The sequence below is a fragment of the Streptomyces pseudoechinosporeus genome, assembly GCF_054783935.1.
This window is the reverse complement of sequence record NZ_BAAGPS010000056.1, coordinates 59,714-75,325: the sequence shown is the minus strand read 5'-3', so window position 1 is coordinate 75,325 and position 15,612 is coordinate 59,714. Positions and strand designations below refer to the sequence as shown.

Annotated in this window: 11 protein-coding genes and 2 pseudogenes; 3 read left to right on the top strand and 10 right to left on the bottom strand. The window is 70.3% G+C overall.

Annotation, left to right across the window (positions count from 1 at the left end; genetic code table 11):
• The first annotated feature begins 861 nt into the window (after positions 1-861).
• Positions 862-1,008, top strand: coding sequence for a hypothetical protein (locus ACYVO6_RS37185; protein ID WP_461069172.1), 147 nt, complete (start codon positions 862-864; stop codon positions 1,006-1,008).
• A gap of 399 nt (positions 1,009-1,407) precedes the next feature.
• On the opposite strand, the gene ACYVO6_RS37180 is transcribed toward ACYVO6_RS37185, so the two are convergent.
• The 3 genes from ACYVO6_RS37180 to ACYVO6_RS37170 form a co-directional block, all read right to left on the bottom strand.
• Entirely contained in the window at positions 1,408-1,758 is a 351-nt protein-coding gene (locus tag ACYVO6_RS37180; protein ID WP_461069170.1) for a UBP-type zinc finger domain-containing protein, read from the bottom strand.
• A gap of 18 nt (positions 1,759-1,776) precedes the next feature.
• Positions 1,777-2,646 carry a LysR family transcriptional regulator gene (locus ACYVO6_RS37175; protein ID WP_461069179.1) on the bottom strand — a complete coding sequence of 290 codons (870 nt, stop codon included), beginning with the start codon at positions 2,644-2,646 and terminating at the stop codon, positions 1,777-1,779.
• Positions 2,647-2,755: 109 nt separating this feature from the next.
• Positions 2,756-3,352 carry a Dps family protein gene (locus ACYVO6_RS37170; protein WP_461069168.1) on the bottom strand — a complete coding sequence of 199 codons (597 nt, stop codon included), beginning with the start codon at positions 3,350-3,352 and terminating at the stop codon, positions 2,756-2,758.
• Positions 3,353-3,598: 246 nt separating this feature from the next.
• On the opposite strand from ACYVO6_RS37170, the gene ACYVO6_RS37165 reads away from it, so the two are divergent.
• Both ACYVO6_RS37165 and ACYVO6_RS37160 read left to right on the top strand, forming a co-directional pair.
• Entirely contained in the window at positions 3,599-4,966 is a 1,368-nt protein-coding gene (locus ACYVO6_RS37165; RefSeq protein ID WP_461069166.1) for a dihydrolipoyl dehydrogenase family protein, read from the top strand.
• Positions 4,967-5,119: 153 nt separating this feature from the next.
• Positions 5,120-5,700 (top strand): annotated as a pseudogene (locus ACYVO6_RS37160) (low temperature requirement protein A); the annotation flags it as partial.
• Between the two features lie 369 nt (positions 5,701-6,069).
• On the opposite strand, the pseudogene ACYVO6_RS37155 reads toward ACYVO6_RS37160, so the two are convergent.
• The 7 genes and pseudogenes from ACYVO6_RS37155 to ACYVO6_RS37125 all read right to left on the bottom strand — a co-directional run bounded on the left by ACYVO6_RS37155 (position 6,070) and on the right by ACYVO6_RS37125 (position 15,594).
• Positions 6,070-6,797 (bottom strand): annotated as a pseudogene (locus ACYVO6_RS37155) (alpha/beta hydrolase).
• Between the two features lie 76 nt (positions 6,798-6,873).
• The gene (locus ACYVO6_RS37150; RefSeq protein ID WP_461069164.1) at positions 6,874-7,845 is read right to left on the bottom strand and encodes an alpha/beta hydrolase; all 972 of its coding nucleotides are present in this window, start codon (positions 7,843-7,845) and stop codon (positions 6,874-6,876) included.
• Positions 7,846-8,027: 182 nt separating this feature from the next.
• On the bottom strand, positions 8,028-8,879 hold the full coding sequence (locus ACYVO6_RS37145; protein WP_461069162.1) for a helix-turn-helix domain-containing protein: 852 nt from the start codon (positions 8,877-8,879) through the stop codon (positions 8,028-8,030).
• Between the two features lie 168 nt (positions 8,880-9,047).
• Positions 9,048-10,949, bottom strand: coding sequence for an AfsR/SARP family transcriptional regulator (locus ACYVO6_RS37140; RefSeq protein WP_461069160.1), 1,902 nt, complete (start codon positions 10,947-10,949; stop codon positions 9,048-9,050).
• Between the two features lie 191 nt (positions 10,950-11,140).
• Positions 11,141-11,569 (bottom strand): SsgA family sporulation/cell division regulator, encoded by a 429-nt coding sequence (locus tag ACYVO6_RS37135; RefSeq protein WP_461069158.1) that lies wholly within the window; start codon positions 11,567-11,569, stop codon positions 11,141-11,143.
• A 119-nt stretch (positions 11,570-11,688) separates the two neighbouring features.
• The gene (locus tag ACYVO6_RS37130; protein ID WP_461069156.1) at positions 11,689-12,690 is read right to left on the bottom strand and encodes a helix-turn-helix domain-containing protein; all 1,002 of its coding nucleotides are present in this window, start codon (positions 12,688-12,690) and stop codon (positions 11,689-11,691) included.
• Between the two features lie 105 nt (positions 12,691-12,795).
• Positions 12,796-15,594 carry a helix-turn-helix transcriptional regulator gene (locus tag ACYVO6_RS37125; protein ID WP_461069154.1) on the bottom strand — a complete coding sequence of 933 codons (2,799 nt, stop codon included), beginning with the start codon at positions 15,592-15,594 and terminating at the stop codon, positions 12,796-12,798.
• Positions 15,595-15,612 lie beyond the last annotated feature (18 nt).

The window sequence follows — 15,612 nt, the reverse complement described above, 5'->3', positions numbered from 1 at the left end:
AGAATCAAACGATCACGTTCGGTTGAGATACGGCTTCTTAGGGACTCAGGCAGCGTTTCCCGCGCCGCTCTCAGCGGGACGCTTGCTATCGGTCTGCCGGGCGGTGCTTGCCCAGACGAGAAGCTGGTACATGGCATCGGTCAACTCGGCGTGGATGCATGAGGCCTCGCATCCCGTGGCGACGTGCGCGAATCCGGAGAAGCGGCGGCCGTTGAGTGTTCCAGGCTGCCGGTACTGCCACGAGGCAGAGCTCTCGGCAGCGGCAGCCCGTTGGGGCCCGGCCTCGTTCTCACGCAGCGGATCTTGACTCTGCACAGCGCTCGCTCCCAGTTCACTGGTGCGGTAGCCAGGCCAGACCCGGCAGGCAGGGCAGGAAGGCCGCAAGGCCGACCAACATCAGACTACGCACGGCAGATCGGCTCGCGGTTCTGGCTCATCGTTTTCTCCATCGATCGAGTGGTGATCGGTTTACCCGGCTTCCGATGAACCCGCATAGGGAAGACGCGGAAGCGACGACCGAGTTCGAACGCAATTGCAGACGCTTCGAGTTGGGCTCCGCCCATTCCGCGCTGAGCTGACCGGAGTTCCTTGCCTGCCTGAGCTGGGCCTCGTGATCCCCAATGCCGCACGGGACAGGTGGAACACCGCGTCTGGGGAGTCTTTAGGGGAGAGGCTCGGTGCGACAGAATCCGGCGTACAGCCCGACTCGTCTGCCATCGGGGTTCTGACCTGGGCTCTTGGTCCGGTCGGGGTCCTTTGCCGTGTCTGGGCACTTCCCGCATCTACCTGCGACTTCCCGGAAATTCCCGCGCAAGTGTGCACGCGTTGTGCACTGGGACACGGTGCCGGGCGGTGGGTTCGATGAGCGACGTCACCGAGTCCCAGGAGGGAACTGGCGGGAGCCGGGGCTTTGACCTCAACGCGTGGATTCGCCCTCTGTGCGCTCTCGTCGTTGCCGGGGTCGCCGCCTACGCCTCGTACGTTCACCAGCGGGAGTTCGGGCTGTAGGGCGGGGCGGACACCGTCAGTGCCTCGCTCTGGCCGTTGTCTGTGGACAGGCTCTTGCTTCTGGCCACGGTCGGCCTGCTGAAGCCCACGGCACCTCGCACGCGCCGGGCGCGGTGTGGTCCGCGTTTCTGCTGGGCATCGCGGTCTCGCTGGCCGCGAACATCGCGGCGGCACCGGCTCTGGAGTGGAAGCCGGTGCTGGTCGCGGGATGGCTTCCGGTTGCGTTGCTGCTATCGGTCGAACTTCTGGTGCACCGCCCGGTTGATCGGCCGGACTACACGGCAGGGCACTTGGAAGGCGGTCGTAGTGGTCCAGGTCGATGTCGCGCCAGGGCAGGTGGCGGATCCGGTCGTAGAGGCTGGGTGGTTCTTCTTCTGGTCTTGCGGACCGAATGCTCTGTCAGCCCAGACGGTCGGCCCAGTCCGCCGGGACGCGTCCCGCCGGTCCGGGTACGGGTTGATCGGCAGGGTGGCTGTTGGGCGGAGCCAGGTTCGGGCCTGCCTCGTACAGTTCGGAGGTGTCGTAGCTCCAGAACCAGCTCTCGCCGGGTTCAAAGCTCTGGAGGATGGGATGGCCGGTGGCCTCGGCATGGGCGGTGGCGTGTTTTGAGGGGGAGTCGTCACAGCAGCCGATGTGCCCGCACTGGGCGCAGCGCCGCAGGTGAAACCACCAGCCGTCGGCAGCGTCACATTCGACACAGCCCGTGCCGCTGGGCGGGACGCTCGGATCGATTCCGTTTGGTGTGCTCATAAAGCTTCTGAGTTCCCGTCAGGTGATGTGCCGCAGCAATGCGGCGACTGCCGGTGGTGCCTCGCCGGGAGGTCGTACCACCATGATCTTCCAGTTGGGGGCGTGCCGGTCGAACCGGTACTGGGGCAGGTCGGGGAAGCGGTCCGCGATCGACCTGGGCATGATGCAGACTCCCAGATCGTTGCGGACCAGTTCGGCCGCCGCGACGATGTCGTTCACCTCGAAGGTCGTGCTGCGGTCGATGCCGGCGGCGCGGAAGGCCCGGTCGACCGCGTAACGGATGGCCCAGCCGGGTGTGAAGTCCACCAGGGGCAACTGGGCGACGTCGGCCAGTGCGACTTCGCCGTTCGGTGTCGTCCCGGCGATGACCCGCCGGGACGAGGCCAGCAGCACCATCTCCTCGCGGGACAGCAGCCGAGTCGTCAGTCCTCGTTGCTGCTGGCGGTCGAGCGCCACGACGGCCAGGTCGACCGTGCCTTCGCGCAGTGCCTGGCGGATGTCGGCGACCGCCGCCTGCCGCAGCTGGACCACCACGCCTGGATGCTCCGCCCGCAGCGCGGCCAGGGCGTGGTGGAGCCCGGCCCAGACCCCTTGCATCGTGCCGACCGTGACCCGCCCGCTCAGTTGCCCCTTTACGGCATCGACCGCCTCCCGGGCCTGTTCGGCGGCCCGCAGTGTGGCGCGGGCGGCGGGGACGAACGCCTCGCCGGCCGGGGTCAGGGCGACGCGGTGTGTGGTGCGGTCGAACAGTGGGGTGCCCAGTTCGCGTTCGAGAGCGCGGACCGTGCTGGACACGGCGGACTGGACCACGTGCAGCCGCCTTGCCGCCGCCGTGAAGCCGCCCGCGTCGGCCACCGAGACGACGACCTCCATCTGCCGCAGATCCATCATCCGCTCCCGGTCAGCAGCGCTCCGTCTGGTACGAAGGCGACGATCTTCGATCCTCGCTGCATCGTATGTGGGCACAGGGGCGTGCTGGGCGTGCCGTCTCAAGCTCTCAGGCGCGGACCAGCGGAGTGTCGACCAGGTGCTCGGCCAGGAACCATGCCTGGAGTTCGCCCGTCCTGATCACCTGGGACACCAGCAGGTCGTTGGTGCCGTCGTCGCCCAGTTCGACGGTGCGTGCGGCGGCGTCGTGGGACTCGACCAGGATGGTCTCGTGGGCCTCCAGCAGCCGTGACAGCATCGCCGGGACCTCCTCCACACCGTCCGGGGGCCGCGGGATCGACGTGATCTCGGCGACGTGCCGGGGGTCGCCGATCGCGACGCCGCCCAGGGACTGGACGCGTTCGGCGATGGTGTCGACGAGTTCGAGCTGTTCTCCCGCGTGCTTGTCCAGGACCAGGTGGAGCTGGTAGAAGGTCGCGCCGCGCATCAGCCAGTGGTGCTTCTTGTAGAGGCCGTAGAGGATCTGTGTGTCCGCCAGGACCTTGTTCAGGCACTGGCAGGAGTACATCCGGGCCTCGTAGGACAGGCCGACCGGGAACTGCTTGACGGTCCCGAACTCCTGGATCACCTCGCCCTTCTGGTGCAGCCACGGCTGGCTGCTGCTCACGGGCTGGGAGCCGCTCACGTGATGGGAGCTGCTGGTCATGATCCGCCTCCTGTGATGTCGTGATGTCGCGCTGTGCGTACCCGAGTGACGCTAGGCACCCGGAGGGGAGACGGGTTGCCCCGCAGTGCATGCGGTGATGCCCGTCAGCGCACTGTGCCCGTCGCACGTGCCAGGCGTTCGCTCTCGGGCAAGCCCCCGTGCGCTGGCGGTCACGGGCGGTCGTCCGGCCGCTTCTAGCCTCGGCGGGACAGCCCACGCCCGGGGGGCCGGGGAGCGAGGAGAGACATGAGCGCGAACGAGCAGGCGGATGTGGTGGTCGTCGGGCTGGGGCCGGGCGGCGAGTACGTCGCGGGCACGCTGGCCGAGGCCGGACTGGACGTGGTGGGAGTCGAGGCGGAACTCGTCGGAGGCGAGTGTCCGTACTGGGGGTGCATACCCAGCAAGATGATGATCCGGGCCGGGAACCTGCTCGCCGAGGCGGGCCGGATCCCCGCCCTCGCCGGTGAGGTGGCCGTGACCCCGGACTGGGGCAGGGTCGCCGGGCGTATCCGCGACGAGGCCACCGACGACTGGAACGACCGGGTGGCCGCCGACCGGCTCGCCGCCAAGGGCGGTCGGCTCGTCCGGGGGAGGGGCCGCCTCTCCGGCGTACGGCAAGTGACCGTCGGCGACCGCACGTTCGAAGCCCGGCGCGGTGTCGTACTGGCCACCGGCACACGGCCCCGGATCCCCCCGGTGCCGGGCCTCGAAGGAACGCCGTACTGGACCAACCGGGACGCCATGGCGGCCAAGGAGCTGCCGGCGTCGATGGTCGTGCTCGGCGGGGGCGCCATCGGCGTCGAGCTCGCCCAGGTCTTCGCCCGCTTCCAGTGCGCGGTCACGGTGATCGAGGGGCAGGACCGGCTGCTGTCGCAGGAGGAGCCGGAGGCGGGGGAGTTGGCGGCGGAGGTTCTGCGGGCGGACGGTGTCACCGTCCTCACGGGTGCTCGGGCGCGGGAGGTGAGCCATGACGGCGCCGCGTTCACCGTACGACTGGAGGGGGACGAGGGCCCGCTGCGTGCCGAGAGGCTCCTGGTCGCCACCGGGCGGTACGCCGATCTGACCGCGCTCGGGGTCGACGCGATGGGGCTCGATCCGGTGGCGCGGGCCCTGCACACGGACGGACAGATGCGGGCCGGAGAGGGACTGTGGGCGGTGGGCGACATCACCGGCCGGGGTGCCTTCACCCATGTGTCGATGTACCAGGCCGAGATTGCCGTTCGGGACATCCTCGGGCAGCCCGGTCCCGACGCCGACTACCGGGCGTTGCCTCGCGTCACCTTCACCGATCCGGAGATCGGAGCCGTGGGACTGACGGAGCGTCAGGCACGGGAACGAGGGCTGCATGTGCGCACCAGCGTGGTGTCCCTCTCCTCCTCCACACGCGGGTGGATTCACGGACCCGGCGGCGAGGGGTTCATCAAGCTCGTCGAGGACGCCGACCGGGGCGTGCTGGTCGGTGCGACGTCGGCGGGGCCGGCGGGAGGTGAGGTGCTCTACGGTCTGAACGTGGCGGTGCACGCCGAGGTACCTGTCGACCGGCTCCAGCACATGATCTACACCTATCCCACCTTCCACCGGACGATCGAGGCGGCTCTGGGAGCCCTCCGCTGAGCAGCACCCCGACCACACGCGCGGTCCCGGCCGCCAGGCGATGGCGCACCATGCCGGGCCGGGACCCCGGCGAACCGCGCAGGACCGCCACCTCGCTGGAACTCTTCTTCGACCTGTGCTTCGTCATCGCGGTGGCACAGGCCTCCGCGAGCCATCACCAACTCGCTCGTCCTCGCCGCCGGTGTCAGCCGCGCGTTCGACGAAGGTGATCTGCGGATCATCACCCTCGGATATGTCGTGCTGCGTACGGCGTTGGCCTCGCTGTGGCTGCGGGCCGCGTTGTCCGACCCGGCCAGGCGGCGGACAACCCTGCGTTTCGCCGTCGGAATCACGGTGTGTCAGGTCGGCTGGGTCGCCTTGCCCGGCATGTCGGCCTCGGTGCGGCTGCCGGGCATCGTGGTGGTGATCGTCGCCGAGGTCTCCGTGCCCGTTGGGCGCAGTCCGCCGGGATGACGCCATGGCATCCGCACCACATCGCCGAGCGCTACGAGCTGTTCACCCTCATCGTGCTCGGTGAGTCCGTCGCGTCCGCCACTGTCGCCGTCCGCGGCGCCTTCGACCGGCACCACGGCAACGGTTCGCTGTACGCGGTGGCGGCCGGTGGCCTGCTCATGGCCTACGCCATGTGGTGGCTGTACTTCGCCGGACCCGCGCACACCCTGCTCGCCACGACGCATCGGGCCCACCGCAGGAGGTTCACCTGGGCCTACGGCCACTACCTGATCTTCGCCTTGGCGACCGCCGGGGGAGCCGGCCTGGCCGCGTACGCGGATCACGTCACGCGGCACACCGACGCCTCAATCGTCGGCTGCGGGCGTGGCGGTCACCGTTCCGGCGGCTGTCTTCCTCATCACGGTGTGGGCCGTGCGCCTCCGTCCCCACCAAAGGAAGGAGCGTGGCCGAGCGGATCCCGTTTCCTGTCGCTGCGACCGGCGTCCTGTCGGCCGCGTACTCGACGGCACCCGCGCCTGTCACCGGTGCGCTGTCTGCGGTCTTGGTCGTCGTGGTCACGGTGCCACGCCGGTAGGGATCCTGGTCTGCGGGAAGACGGACGGGCCGCGCGGACGCCATACCGGAGTCCGTCCGCGCCGTCTGCCGCCTCGTCAGCTCGTGGCGCGTACCGCGTCAAGGACCAGGTCGGCCACCTCCTTGGGCTGGGACACCGCCACGGCGTGCGAGGCGCCGTGGAGCTCGACGATCGTCGCCCCGGCCCGCTTGGCGCCGAAGCGCTCGACCTGGGGGTTGATCGCCTGGTCCGCGCCGGCCACGAGCGCCCAGGAGGGCTTGGTCTGCCACGCGGCCGCCGAGGCCGTCTCCTCGAACGCGGCGGCGGCCAGCGGGCGCTGCGCCGCCGCCAGGACCTTGGTGACGGCGGCCGGCACGTCCGCGGCGAAGACCTCGGGGAACGCCTCCGCGTTGATGGTGACCTCGACCGCGGGCTCCGCGCCCTCGACCGGGTACGTCCACTCCTTGAGGTTGCTGACCAGCGGCGAGAGGGGGAAGCGGCCCTGCAGCTCACCGAGGCTTTCGCCCTCTTCGAGGACGTAGGCGGCGACGTAGACGAGTCCGACGACGTTCTCCGTGGTGCCCGCCACGGTGATGAGCGCACCGCCGTAGGAGTGGCCGACCAGGACGACCGGGCCGTCGATCTGAGACGCCACGGAGGCGATGTACGCGGCGTCCGAGGCCAGGCCGCGATGGGGGTCCCCCCGGCTCGAGCGAAGCCGAGAGCTGGGGGAGGGTTGGCCGGCGCCACCACCGGGATGCCGTGGTTCTGCAGTTCCGCGATGACCCCGGACCAACTTCCGGCGTCTGCGAAGGCTCCGTGCACGAGAACGACTGTGGGGGTGGGCTTGGTGGCCGTGTGTGCTTCTTCTCCTCGGTGCCGGTGAGTGTGTGCTGCCGCGTCAGCGAGCGTGCAGGGCGGTGCGCAGGCTGGTGATGGCCAGCGTGATCGCGGCCTCGGCAGCGTGGGTTTCCCGCAGGGTGTTGAGCATGACGAAGTCGTGGATGATCGCCTGGAAGCGCACGGCGGTGACCGGGACGCCTGCCTGGCGCAGCTTGTTCGCGTACGCCTCGCCCTCGTCGCGCAGGACGTCCGCCTCGCCGGTGATGACCAGGGCCGGCGGCAGGCCGGTGAGCTGCTCGGTGGTGGCGCGCAGCGGGGAGGCGGTGATCTGGGCGCGCTCGGTCTCGTCGGTGGTGTACTGGTCCCAGAACCACTGCATGCCGTCGCGGCGCAGGAAGTAGCCGGTGGCGAACTGGTGGTAGGAACCGGTGTCGAAGGCGGCGTCGGTGACCGGGTAGAACAACACCTGCTGCACCAGGGAGACGTCGCCGCGCTCCTTGGCCATCAGCGTCAGGGCGGCGCTCATGTTGCCGCCGACCGAGTCGCCGGCCACCGCGATGCGGGTGGCGTCCAGGTCCTTGGACGCACCCTGCTGGACGACCCAGTGGGCGACCGCGTAGTTCTGCTCGATGGCCACCGGATAGCGCGCCTCGGGGGAGAGGTCGTACTCCGGGAAGACCACCGCGGCGTTCGCGCCCACGGCGAGTTCGCGCACCAGGCGGTCGTGGGTGTGGGCGTTGCCGAACACCCAGCCCGCGCCGTGGATGTAGAGGATCACCGGCAGGGTCCCCTCGGCGCCGGCGGGTTTGACGATGCGGGCCCGGACACTGCCCGTCGGACCGCCCGATACGGTGATCCACTCCTCGTCGATCGCGGGCTTCTCGATGTCGCCGGACTGCACCTCGTCGACCGCCTTGCGGCCCTCGGCGGGCGGCAGCTCGAAGAGGTACGGCGGATTGGCGGTCGCCTCGGCGAACGCGGCGGCCGCAGGCTCCAGGACCGGCTGAACGGGCTTGATCGTGTCGGACATGAAATTCTCCCCTGTTTCGTGGGTGAACTACGAGTTGTGGAACTACGGGTTGTGGATATCCACGCTAAAATCGCAGAGCTGACGGAATTGCTCATGAGTGCACGGCCGCTTATCTCGGAGTGCACGAAGAAAAGGGTGTCTCGGGGGTTACGAGGTGGAATTCGAGAAGGCCGTACGCCTGCTCATGGAATACGAGCCCCCGCACCGCGGCCGGCCGTGTCCCGCCACTCGCTGGGCGACATGCCGTACGCGGCCCGGAACACCCGGCTGAAGTGAGTGGCGCTCAGGAAGCCCCAGCGACCCGCGACCGCGGCTATGGTCTGCCGGCCGCGGATGCGGTGCAGCAGGTCGCGCCGGCACTCCTCGAGGCGGCGGCGCTGGATCCACCGGCCGACCGTGGTGCCCTCGTCATGGAAGAGCTTGTGCAGGTACCGCACCGAGATGTGATGTGCCCCGGCGATCACCTCGGGGGACAGCGCCGGGTCGGTCAGGTGCAGGTCGACGAACCGCAGGATCCGCGCCAGCAGCGGTGACCGCGCGTCCGGTGTGCCTGTCGCGTCCTTGCCCAACTGTTCCGTGGCCAGGGTGGCCAGGAGGTTCACCGTGTTCCAGGCGAGCATCTCGCCGACCGGGGGCTGGGACGAGGAGACCGTGTCGGCGAGTTCGGACAGGAACGGCGACAGGAGCGCTCCCAGCCGGGAGGAGCGGCTGACCGGGGCCGCCATGACCTGCCCCACCTCGTGCTCCTCCAGCCCCAGCGCCTCGCGCGGCACGAGGAAGACCTTCAGCCGGACGTCCTGCTCGGGAAAGTCCAGCAGCGGCGGACGGTCCGCGGCGTAGAAGCAGATGTCTCCGGGGTCGAGACGGACGTCCTGGGCTGGCTCCGTGGCGGAGGCGGCGCCCCGAACGCCCACGAAGAAGTACTCGCCGACGCTCCGGGCGATCAGTCGGTGCGCCTCCGGCCGGGGCCACCGCTCCGCGGGCAACCGTGCAGGCGACTCGCCGGTGACGACGATGTCGAGGCCCATGGGCATCCGGCATATCTTCCCACCGCCCTCAGCCCCGATGGTGCTGATGTCGGACATCATCTGTCACGCCCCCCGATCTCCGCCGAACCACTGCGTGCACTGACCACGGAGCCTAGGAAGGAGCCAGTGCAAAAAAAGTGACGACGGAGTGAGAGAGGTGGCTGAACGTGCCGTCTACGCGTGGTCGGCGTGCGGGGCGTGATCCCGCAGACGCTTTCGCGCGGCCTGTCGCTGCGCCGGATCGTCGTGCGTTCGGATGAGTTCGGCGGCGAACACGCGGAGCAGGTCGTGGAGGGCGTAGCGACCGGGAGCGTGTTCGATGACGAGGTGGGCGTCGGCGAGTTCGTCGAGCATCAGACGCACTCTGCGGGCCGGGAGGCCGACAAGGGCTGCGGCCGCGCCCACCGTGACATCCGGACCGGAGGGCAGTGACAGGAGACGGAACAGCCGGGCGCTCTCGGGTCGCAGGCAGCGGTAGGAGCAGGCGAACGCGCTGCGGGCGTCGACCGCGCCCGGCGCGGCGGCGAAGGCGTCGAGGCTTCCCTGGGAGTGACGCAGTTCGGTGGCGATGGCCGCGAGCGAAAAGCCCGGGCGGCTGATCGCACGCGCGGCCACGATGGCCAGCGCAAGCGGCAGCCGGCCGCAGCGCGCGATGATCTCGTCGGCCGCCGCGGGATCGGCGGCCAGGCGCTCGTGGCCGGTACGCAGGGCCAGCACGGAGCGTGCGTCCGTGGCGGACGGCAGGTCCAGGCGCAGTGGGTGGCCTCCCGAAGCGATCAGGCCGGGCAGGCTGTTGCGACTGGTGACCAGCGTGAGGCAGCCGGGCGCGGCGGGGAGCAGCGGCCGGACCTGATCGCTGTCGAAAGCGTCGTCGAGCAGCACGAGAACCCGTCGGCTGGACAGCGCGCTCCGATACAGACCCGCGAGGGCGTCCAGGCCGATCGGCATGTGCCCGGCAGGCACGCCGAGCGCGGCGAGCATCCCACGCAGTGCCTCCGCCGGTTCCAGACGGGTCCTGAACGGGTGGAATCCCCGCAGCTCGACGTGGAGCCGACCATCGGGAAACCGATCGGCGATCTCATGGGCCCAGTGGACCGCGAGGGTTGTCTTCCCGATGCCGGCCATCCCGCTGATCAGGACCGTCGCAGGTGCCCCGGCGGAGTCCGACGCCGCATTCGTGATCTTCAGCAAAGTGCCGAGCTCGGCCCGCCTGCCGGTGAACACCTTCAGGTCGGGCGGCAGTTGTGCGGGCCGGACCACGGGGGCCGGCCCGCGGGATGGCGTCGCCCGCCACCCGCGGCCGGGAGCGGGACCGGTGGGTTGGATCTCTTGGCGGAGCACCCGGGTGTGGGCCGCGGACAGTTCGGCGCCGGGGGAGACCCCCAACTCCTCGGCCAGCAGCCGTCGTACGGCCTCGTACGCTGCCAGCGCCTCGGCCTGCACACCGGAGGCGGCGAGTGCCATGACCAACCTGGCGTGCAACGACTCGTTCAGCGGATCGAGTTCGGCGGCCCGGCGCAGTGGCGGCAGGACGTGCTGCGCCCTGCCGCACAGCAGCGCCGCGTCGGCCGCCATCACGGTCGTACGCACCAGTTCGCGCTCCACCGCGGCGAACACGGCGTGCTCGCGGACGGATGCGGGGATTCCCATGGCCACCGGGCCCCGCCAGCCGTTCAGCGCTTCGTCGAAGTGCCGCAGCGCCACCTCGGGTCGTCCGGTCGCCGCGGCCCGCTTGCCCTGCTGGGTGAGGTCGCGGAACCTCAGCAGGTCGACCTCGTCCTCGTCCGCCTCCAGCAGGTAACCACCGGCGCGGCGGAGTAGCCGGCGTCCGGGCGTCCGGGGTGGCAGGCCGGGTTCGAGCAGCCGCCGTAGTGAACCGGCGTAACGGCGCACCACGTTCATCGCGCTGGCCGGCGGCCGGTCGGACCACAGCGTGTCGACGATGACTCTCGCCGGGACGGGCCGGCCCGCCTGCACCAGAAGCAGGCCCAACAGGGCACGCTGCTGGGGGAACCCGAGATCGAGCTCCGTCTCTCCGTGGCGCACCCGAAGGGGACCCAGCACTTCGAACTGCATCAACTCTTCGAACCCCGTCTTGCGCTCGCGGACCGACGAGGAGCGCCCGATCCTTCAGTCGCACCTTCTTGGCAGCCTAGGAGCCCAGTTGGACACGAGCCGCTGTCCACTGCGCTCAGGGTCAAGAAACGGGGCACTCCCAGTCAACGCCCTTTCTCCACGCCCTTTCTCCGCGCGGCAGCGGGGAGCAGTCAGTCGCTGCTGTCGGTGAGTTCGGCCAGGGCGCGGTCGAGGTCGACGAGCAGGGTCTCCGTTCCCGGAGGCACCAACGCGACGGTCTGCTCCAGGAACGCGGAGACCTCGGCAGCCGCGATCTCGATCAGTGCGGCGCCCCGGGCGGACCTCAGGACGATGTGCACGGCGCGCGGTCGGTACCGGTGCCGTGGAATCACCAGGACGTCCCCGGTTCCGGTCGGCCGGCGCAGGCCCTCCATGAGCAGCGTGCGGGCGAACACCCAGTCGACGGGGCTCGTCTCCGGTGCGCCGAGGGAGAGGAGTACGGCGTAGGGGTCGGTGCTGTCGTAGTGCAACTCCGCGGGAAGCGGCACAGGAAGTTCGTCCGTGACGCCGACGTACACCGTCACCGCGTGGACGACCGAGAAGGGAAGAGATTGAGGCATTCCGTCCCCCGACAATGGTTGCAGAAGGGATTTTCCGTGCATCAGCCTAGAGTTGGCGGTGCTTTCCACTTGACGAAGAACGCACGGAATACAGCCCCAGAAAGAACACTTGTCGGGAGCTACTTTTCGGGTCGGGTTTCGCGCCATTCGCGGGGTGACATTCCGTAGGCGGCCCGGAATGCCCTGCTGAAGTGGGCGGCACTGGTGAAACCCCGGTTGTGTGCCACTGCGGCGATCGCGGTCCCCGCCATGTCGCGGCGGCCCAGATCTTGTCGGCAGGCCTCCAGACGGCGCCGCTGGATCCACCGGCTGACGGTGACGCCCTCGCTCTCGAACAGCTTGTGCAGATAGCGCGGCGAGATGTGGTGGGCCCGGGCGATGACCTGCGGGGTCAGGCCGGGGTCGGAGAGGTGCTGATCGATGAACGCCCGGATCCGCAGCAGCAGGGCCCGGTTCCCCTCGGGTGTGTCCGTGCCCGTGGCGGCCCGGCCGAGCCGCTCGTCGGCCAGCCCGCCGAGCAGGTCCACCACGTTGCGGGCCAGCAGTTCACCGGTGCGGGGCGGGTGGGTTCCCGCGCTGTCCACGAGCCTGCCCAGGAACGGTGAGAGCAGCGCGCCCAGTGGTGTGTCGGAGCCGAGAGGGGAGGCGGTGATGCGAGTCAGGTCGGACTCGCTCAGGCCCAGCATGTCTCGCGGCAGATAAAGGGACTTCGTCCGGAAGGGCAGAGGCAGGTCCAGCCGGACGGGGCGCGTCGTGTCGTAGACGAAAATGTCCCCCGGCCCGAGGCGCGCTGTACGGCCGTCCTGTGCGACTCGGCCGGTGCCCCTGTCGACCAGCTTGAGGACCACGTACGCGTCTTCGGCGCCCTGCGCGACGAGTCGGCGCGTGCGCAGGGCGGACAGGCTCTCACCGTGGACCGTGACGGCCCGGAGTCGGCCGAGCGGCGTCGTACGGATCATGGCCGAACGCACCTCGTCCGGAACGGCCATGTTCACGCCGCCGAACGTCTGGGACAGGGCTGCGCGCCAGTACGCCCGTCTGCGGTGGGCGGGCAGTGGATCGGTGGTGTAGAAGCTGCCGGGCATGGTTCCGCCGTCATGGATCAGTGCGTCAGGCGTCATGAGATCCGTCTCTCCTCCCGTTCCGGCGATCCTGTCAGCGGGCGGTGGGCGTGCGCATCGCACGGTTTCGACCGATTGCCCCGACCGCTGTGGGATAGGAAACGGTCACTCTGTGTGTTCGCGTGCCTTCACCAGTCGGGCCAACTCGACCCGGGAGGTGACGCCGAGCTTGGTGAAGGCGTGCCGCAGGTGGGAGCTCACGGTGTGCGGCGAGATCGCGAGGTCCTCCGCGGTTCGCCGGTTGGTCAGGCCCTGCGCCACCAGCCGGATCACCGCGACCTCCGAGGCGGTCAGCTCCGGCCACACCTTGACGGACCCCTTGGACGACGGACGGCGCCGGGGTGCCCCCGCGGCCCGCAGTCGGCGGCGTACACGCGCGGCGTCCCGCTCGGCGCCGGCCTCCGTGTAGAGGTCGAGCGCCGCGTCGAGGTGGGGCACGGCGTACACGACGCGTCGTGCGGCCAGCTTCCGGCCGGCGTCCTCGTGCGCGGAGGCCCGGGGCAGCAGGCGAGGGATGCCCTTGTACAGCTCGACGGCGCGCAGCAGCGGCACGAGGTCGTTGTCGAGCAGCCCTCGGGCGTGTGTGGCTGCCGCTTCCAACAACGGGTAACCCGGGTTGAGGGCTGTGCGGCGTTCCGCCACGGCGACCACGGCCGCGGCACGCTCCAGCGCACCCGCCCGCAGGGCCATGCGGACGAAGACGGGCGCGTCCGCCGGATCGTCCGGGCTCGCCAGGGAAGGCCCCTCCGAGCCGAACGTCCCGAAGGATTCGTCGAGGAGGGCCATGGCCCGACCGGAATCGTCCTCGGCGTCCGCCACCAGTGCCAACAGCCAGGAACCGACGTTGCGTATGAGGATCGCCGGGTCGCTCAGCATCCGTTTCGCGTCGGCCGCGTACGCCCTGGCCGCCTCTCGGTCGTTCGTATGAAGGGCGACGCGCAGCAGCGTGTAGAGGAGGGTGCCGTCGGCGAAGTTGCCGCCCATGCCGAGTTCGTCCGTCATCGCGGACGCGGCCTCGGCCTCGGCCCGCGCGTCCTCGAGCCGGCCGGCGTCCAGCAGCACCCGGGACCGGTTCATCAGCCACAGGCCCATGGCCGCGGCCTGGTTCTGCCGCCGGCTCTCCCGGACACCGGTCTCGGACTCGGCGAGTGCCTCGGCCGAGCGGCCCGCCGCGTTCAGCAGAAACGCCTTCCACAGCGCCTCCGGCACCCACAGCGAATGCTCGAAGCCGACCTCGGCCGCCAGGGCCGCCGCCCGGTCCACGCGCTCGAACGCGCCGTCCCAGTCCATCCGGTGGAACCGCACCAGCGAGTCGACGGCGATCGCCGTGGCCTCGGCGGCCTTGTCCCGCGCACTCGCGGCAGCTTCGAGCGCCTCGGAGACGGCCTGGTCGGTCGCCTGGAAGTCCCCGACCATCGACAGGTTGAGGCACCGCAGCGCCAGCAGTTGGGCGCGTAGCGAGGGCGGGATGCCGACCAGATCCGCTCCGGTACGCGCCTGGTGGGCGGCCTCCGTGAAGTCGTACTGGTTGGACACGCGCGCCAGGCCGAGCCGCACCCGCGCCTCGGCCTCCGGACGCATGCTCCCGGGCAGGGCCGTGGCAGCCAGCGCGCGGGCCTGCGCGGCCTGGCCCGTCTGCCAGAGGAACAGCATCGTCTCGGCGACGATCGCCGGCCGCTGCGGATCTTCCCCGGAGGTGAGTTCCAGGGCCCGGCGGCTGAGCTCCCGCGCCGACGACGGCGCGGACGTGGAGAGTTCCGCCGCGGCGGCCCTCAGCATGTCCACGGCCTTGCGGTCTCCCGGCTTCGCGCTGTCCACCAGCAGGGCGGCCGCCTCGGTCACCGATGCCCCACGCGCCAGCAGGACATCGGCGGCCTGACACCGCAGGGCCCGGAGCACGGACAGGGGAAGGCTGCCTTCGACGGCCTCGCGGATCAGGTCGTGGCGGAACACCAGGCGGTCGTCCCGTTCCACGAACAGATCGGCGTCGATGGCCTCCTGCACGGATGAGATCAGCGTCGCTGTCGGCTTGTCGAGCAGCTCGGCCAGGAGGTCGACGGTGATCGTCCGTCCCACCGCGGACGCCGTCCGCACGATCTCCCGGGTCGGTTCGGAGAGACGGTCGAGACGCCGGCGTACGGAGGCCTGGAAACGGGCGGGGAGGCGTCCGCCGGCCAGTCGCGCCACGTCGTCCTCGACGATCACCGAGTGTTCGTCGCGCATGTCGCGCAGCAGTTCCACCAGGAGCAGGGGAACGCCCTCCGCACGGCGGGCGACGCTCAGTGTCCCGGCGTCCGGAGCGGCGCCGAGTACGTCCGCGGTGATCTGGGCGACCGCGGTGTCGGACAGCGGACCGAGCCCGAGCCGATGGGCGCCGGCCTGTTCCAGCCGGGCAAGCGTCGCGCGTACGCCCGGTGTGCCGGCGCCGCTGCGGACGGCCACCAGCCACAGGATCGCGTGGGCCGAAAGCCGGGCCGAGAGCGTCCGCAGGGCGAGGAGCGTCATGTCGTCCAGCCACTGGACGTCGTCCAGAACGATGACCAGCGGAGTGCCGAGCGCCGCCTGTTCCAGCCGGTCCTGCACCTCCTGCAGCAGCCAGAACCGCTGCTCGGGCGCGGCCCCGAGATCACGCAGCTTGTCCACGTCGAACAACGGCTCGGGGCCCGACAGCAGGCCGTCGAGGAGTGGGCCCAGCGGGACGAACTGGCCGTCGGGATCCGCGCCTCCCCAGAACACCCTCAGCCCGCGGCGCGCCGCGATCGACCACGCCTGAGCCAGGAGCCGGGTCTTGCCGCTGCCGGGGGACCCCTCGACGCACACGATGCCGCCATGGCCCCGGGCCAGCGCGTCGAACCGTACGCCGACGAAGGCCAGCTCCTCCTCCCGGCCTCTCACGGTTGCCACGTGTCACCGGCGCCGTCA

What these genes read in the sequence shown, in the direction of transcription:
- ACYVO6_RS37135 (WP_461069158.1), bottom strand. Translation starts at nt 11,569, where the DNA reads ATGCCTCAATCTCTTCCCTTCTCGGTCGTCCACGCGGTGACGGTGTAC.
- ACYVO6_RS37165 (WP_461069166.1), top strand. Translation starts at nt 3,599, where the DNA reads ATGAGCGCGAACGAGCAGGCGGATGTGGTGGTCGTCGGGCTGGGGCCG.
- ACYVO6_RS37170 (WP_461069168.1), bottom strand. Translation starts at nt 3,352, where the DNA reads ATGACCAGCAGCTCCCATCACGTGAGCGGCTCCCAGCCCGTGAGCAGC.
- ACYVO6_RS37175 (WP_461069179.1), bottom strand. Translation starts at nt 2,646, where the DNA reads ATGGATCTGCGGCAGATGGAGGTCGTCGTCTCGGTGGCCGACGCGGGC.
- ACYVO6_RS37185 (WP_461069172.1), top strand. Translation starts at nt 862, where the DNA reads ATGAGCGACGTCACCGAGTCCCAGGAGGGAACTGGCGGGAGCCGGGGC.
- ACYVO6_RS37145 (WP_461069162.1), bottom strand. Translation starts at nt 8,879, where the DNA reads ATGCCCATGGGCCTCGACATCGTCGTCACCGGCGAGTCGCCTGCACGG.
- ACYVO6_RS37130 (WP_461069156.1), bottom strand. Translation starts at nt 12,690, where the DNA reads ATGACGCCTGACGCACTGATCCATGACGGCGGAACCATGCCCGGCAGC.
- ACYVO6_RS37150 (WP_461069164.1), bottom strand. Translation starts at nt 7,845, where the DNA reads ATGTCCGACACGATCAAGCCCGTTCAGCCGGTCCTGGAGCCTGCGGCC.
- ACYVO6_RS37140 (WP_461069160.1), bottom strand. Translation starts at nt 10,949, where the DNA reads ATGCAGTTCGAAGTGCTGGGTCCCCTTCGGGTGCGCCACGGAGAGACG.
- ACYVO6_RS37180 (WP_461069170.1), bottom strand. Translation starts at nt 1,758, where the DNA reads ATGAGCACACCAAACGGAATCGATCCGAGCGTCCCGCCCAGCGGCACG.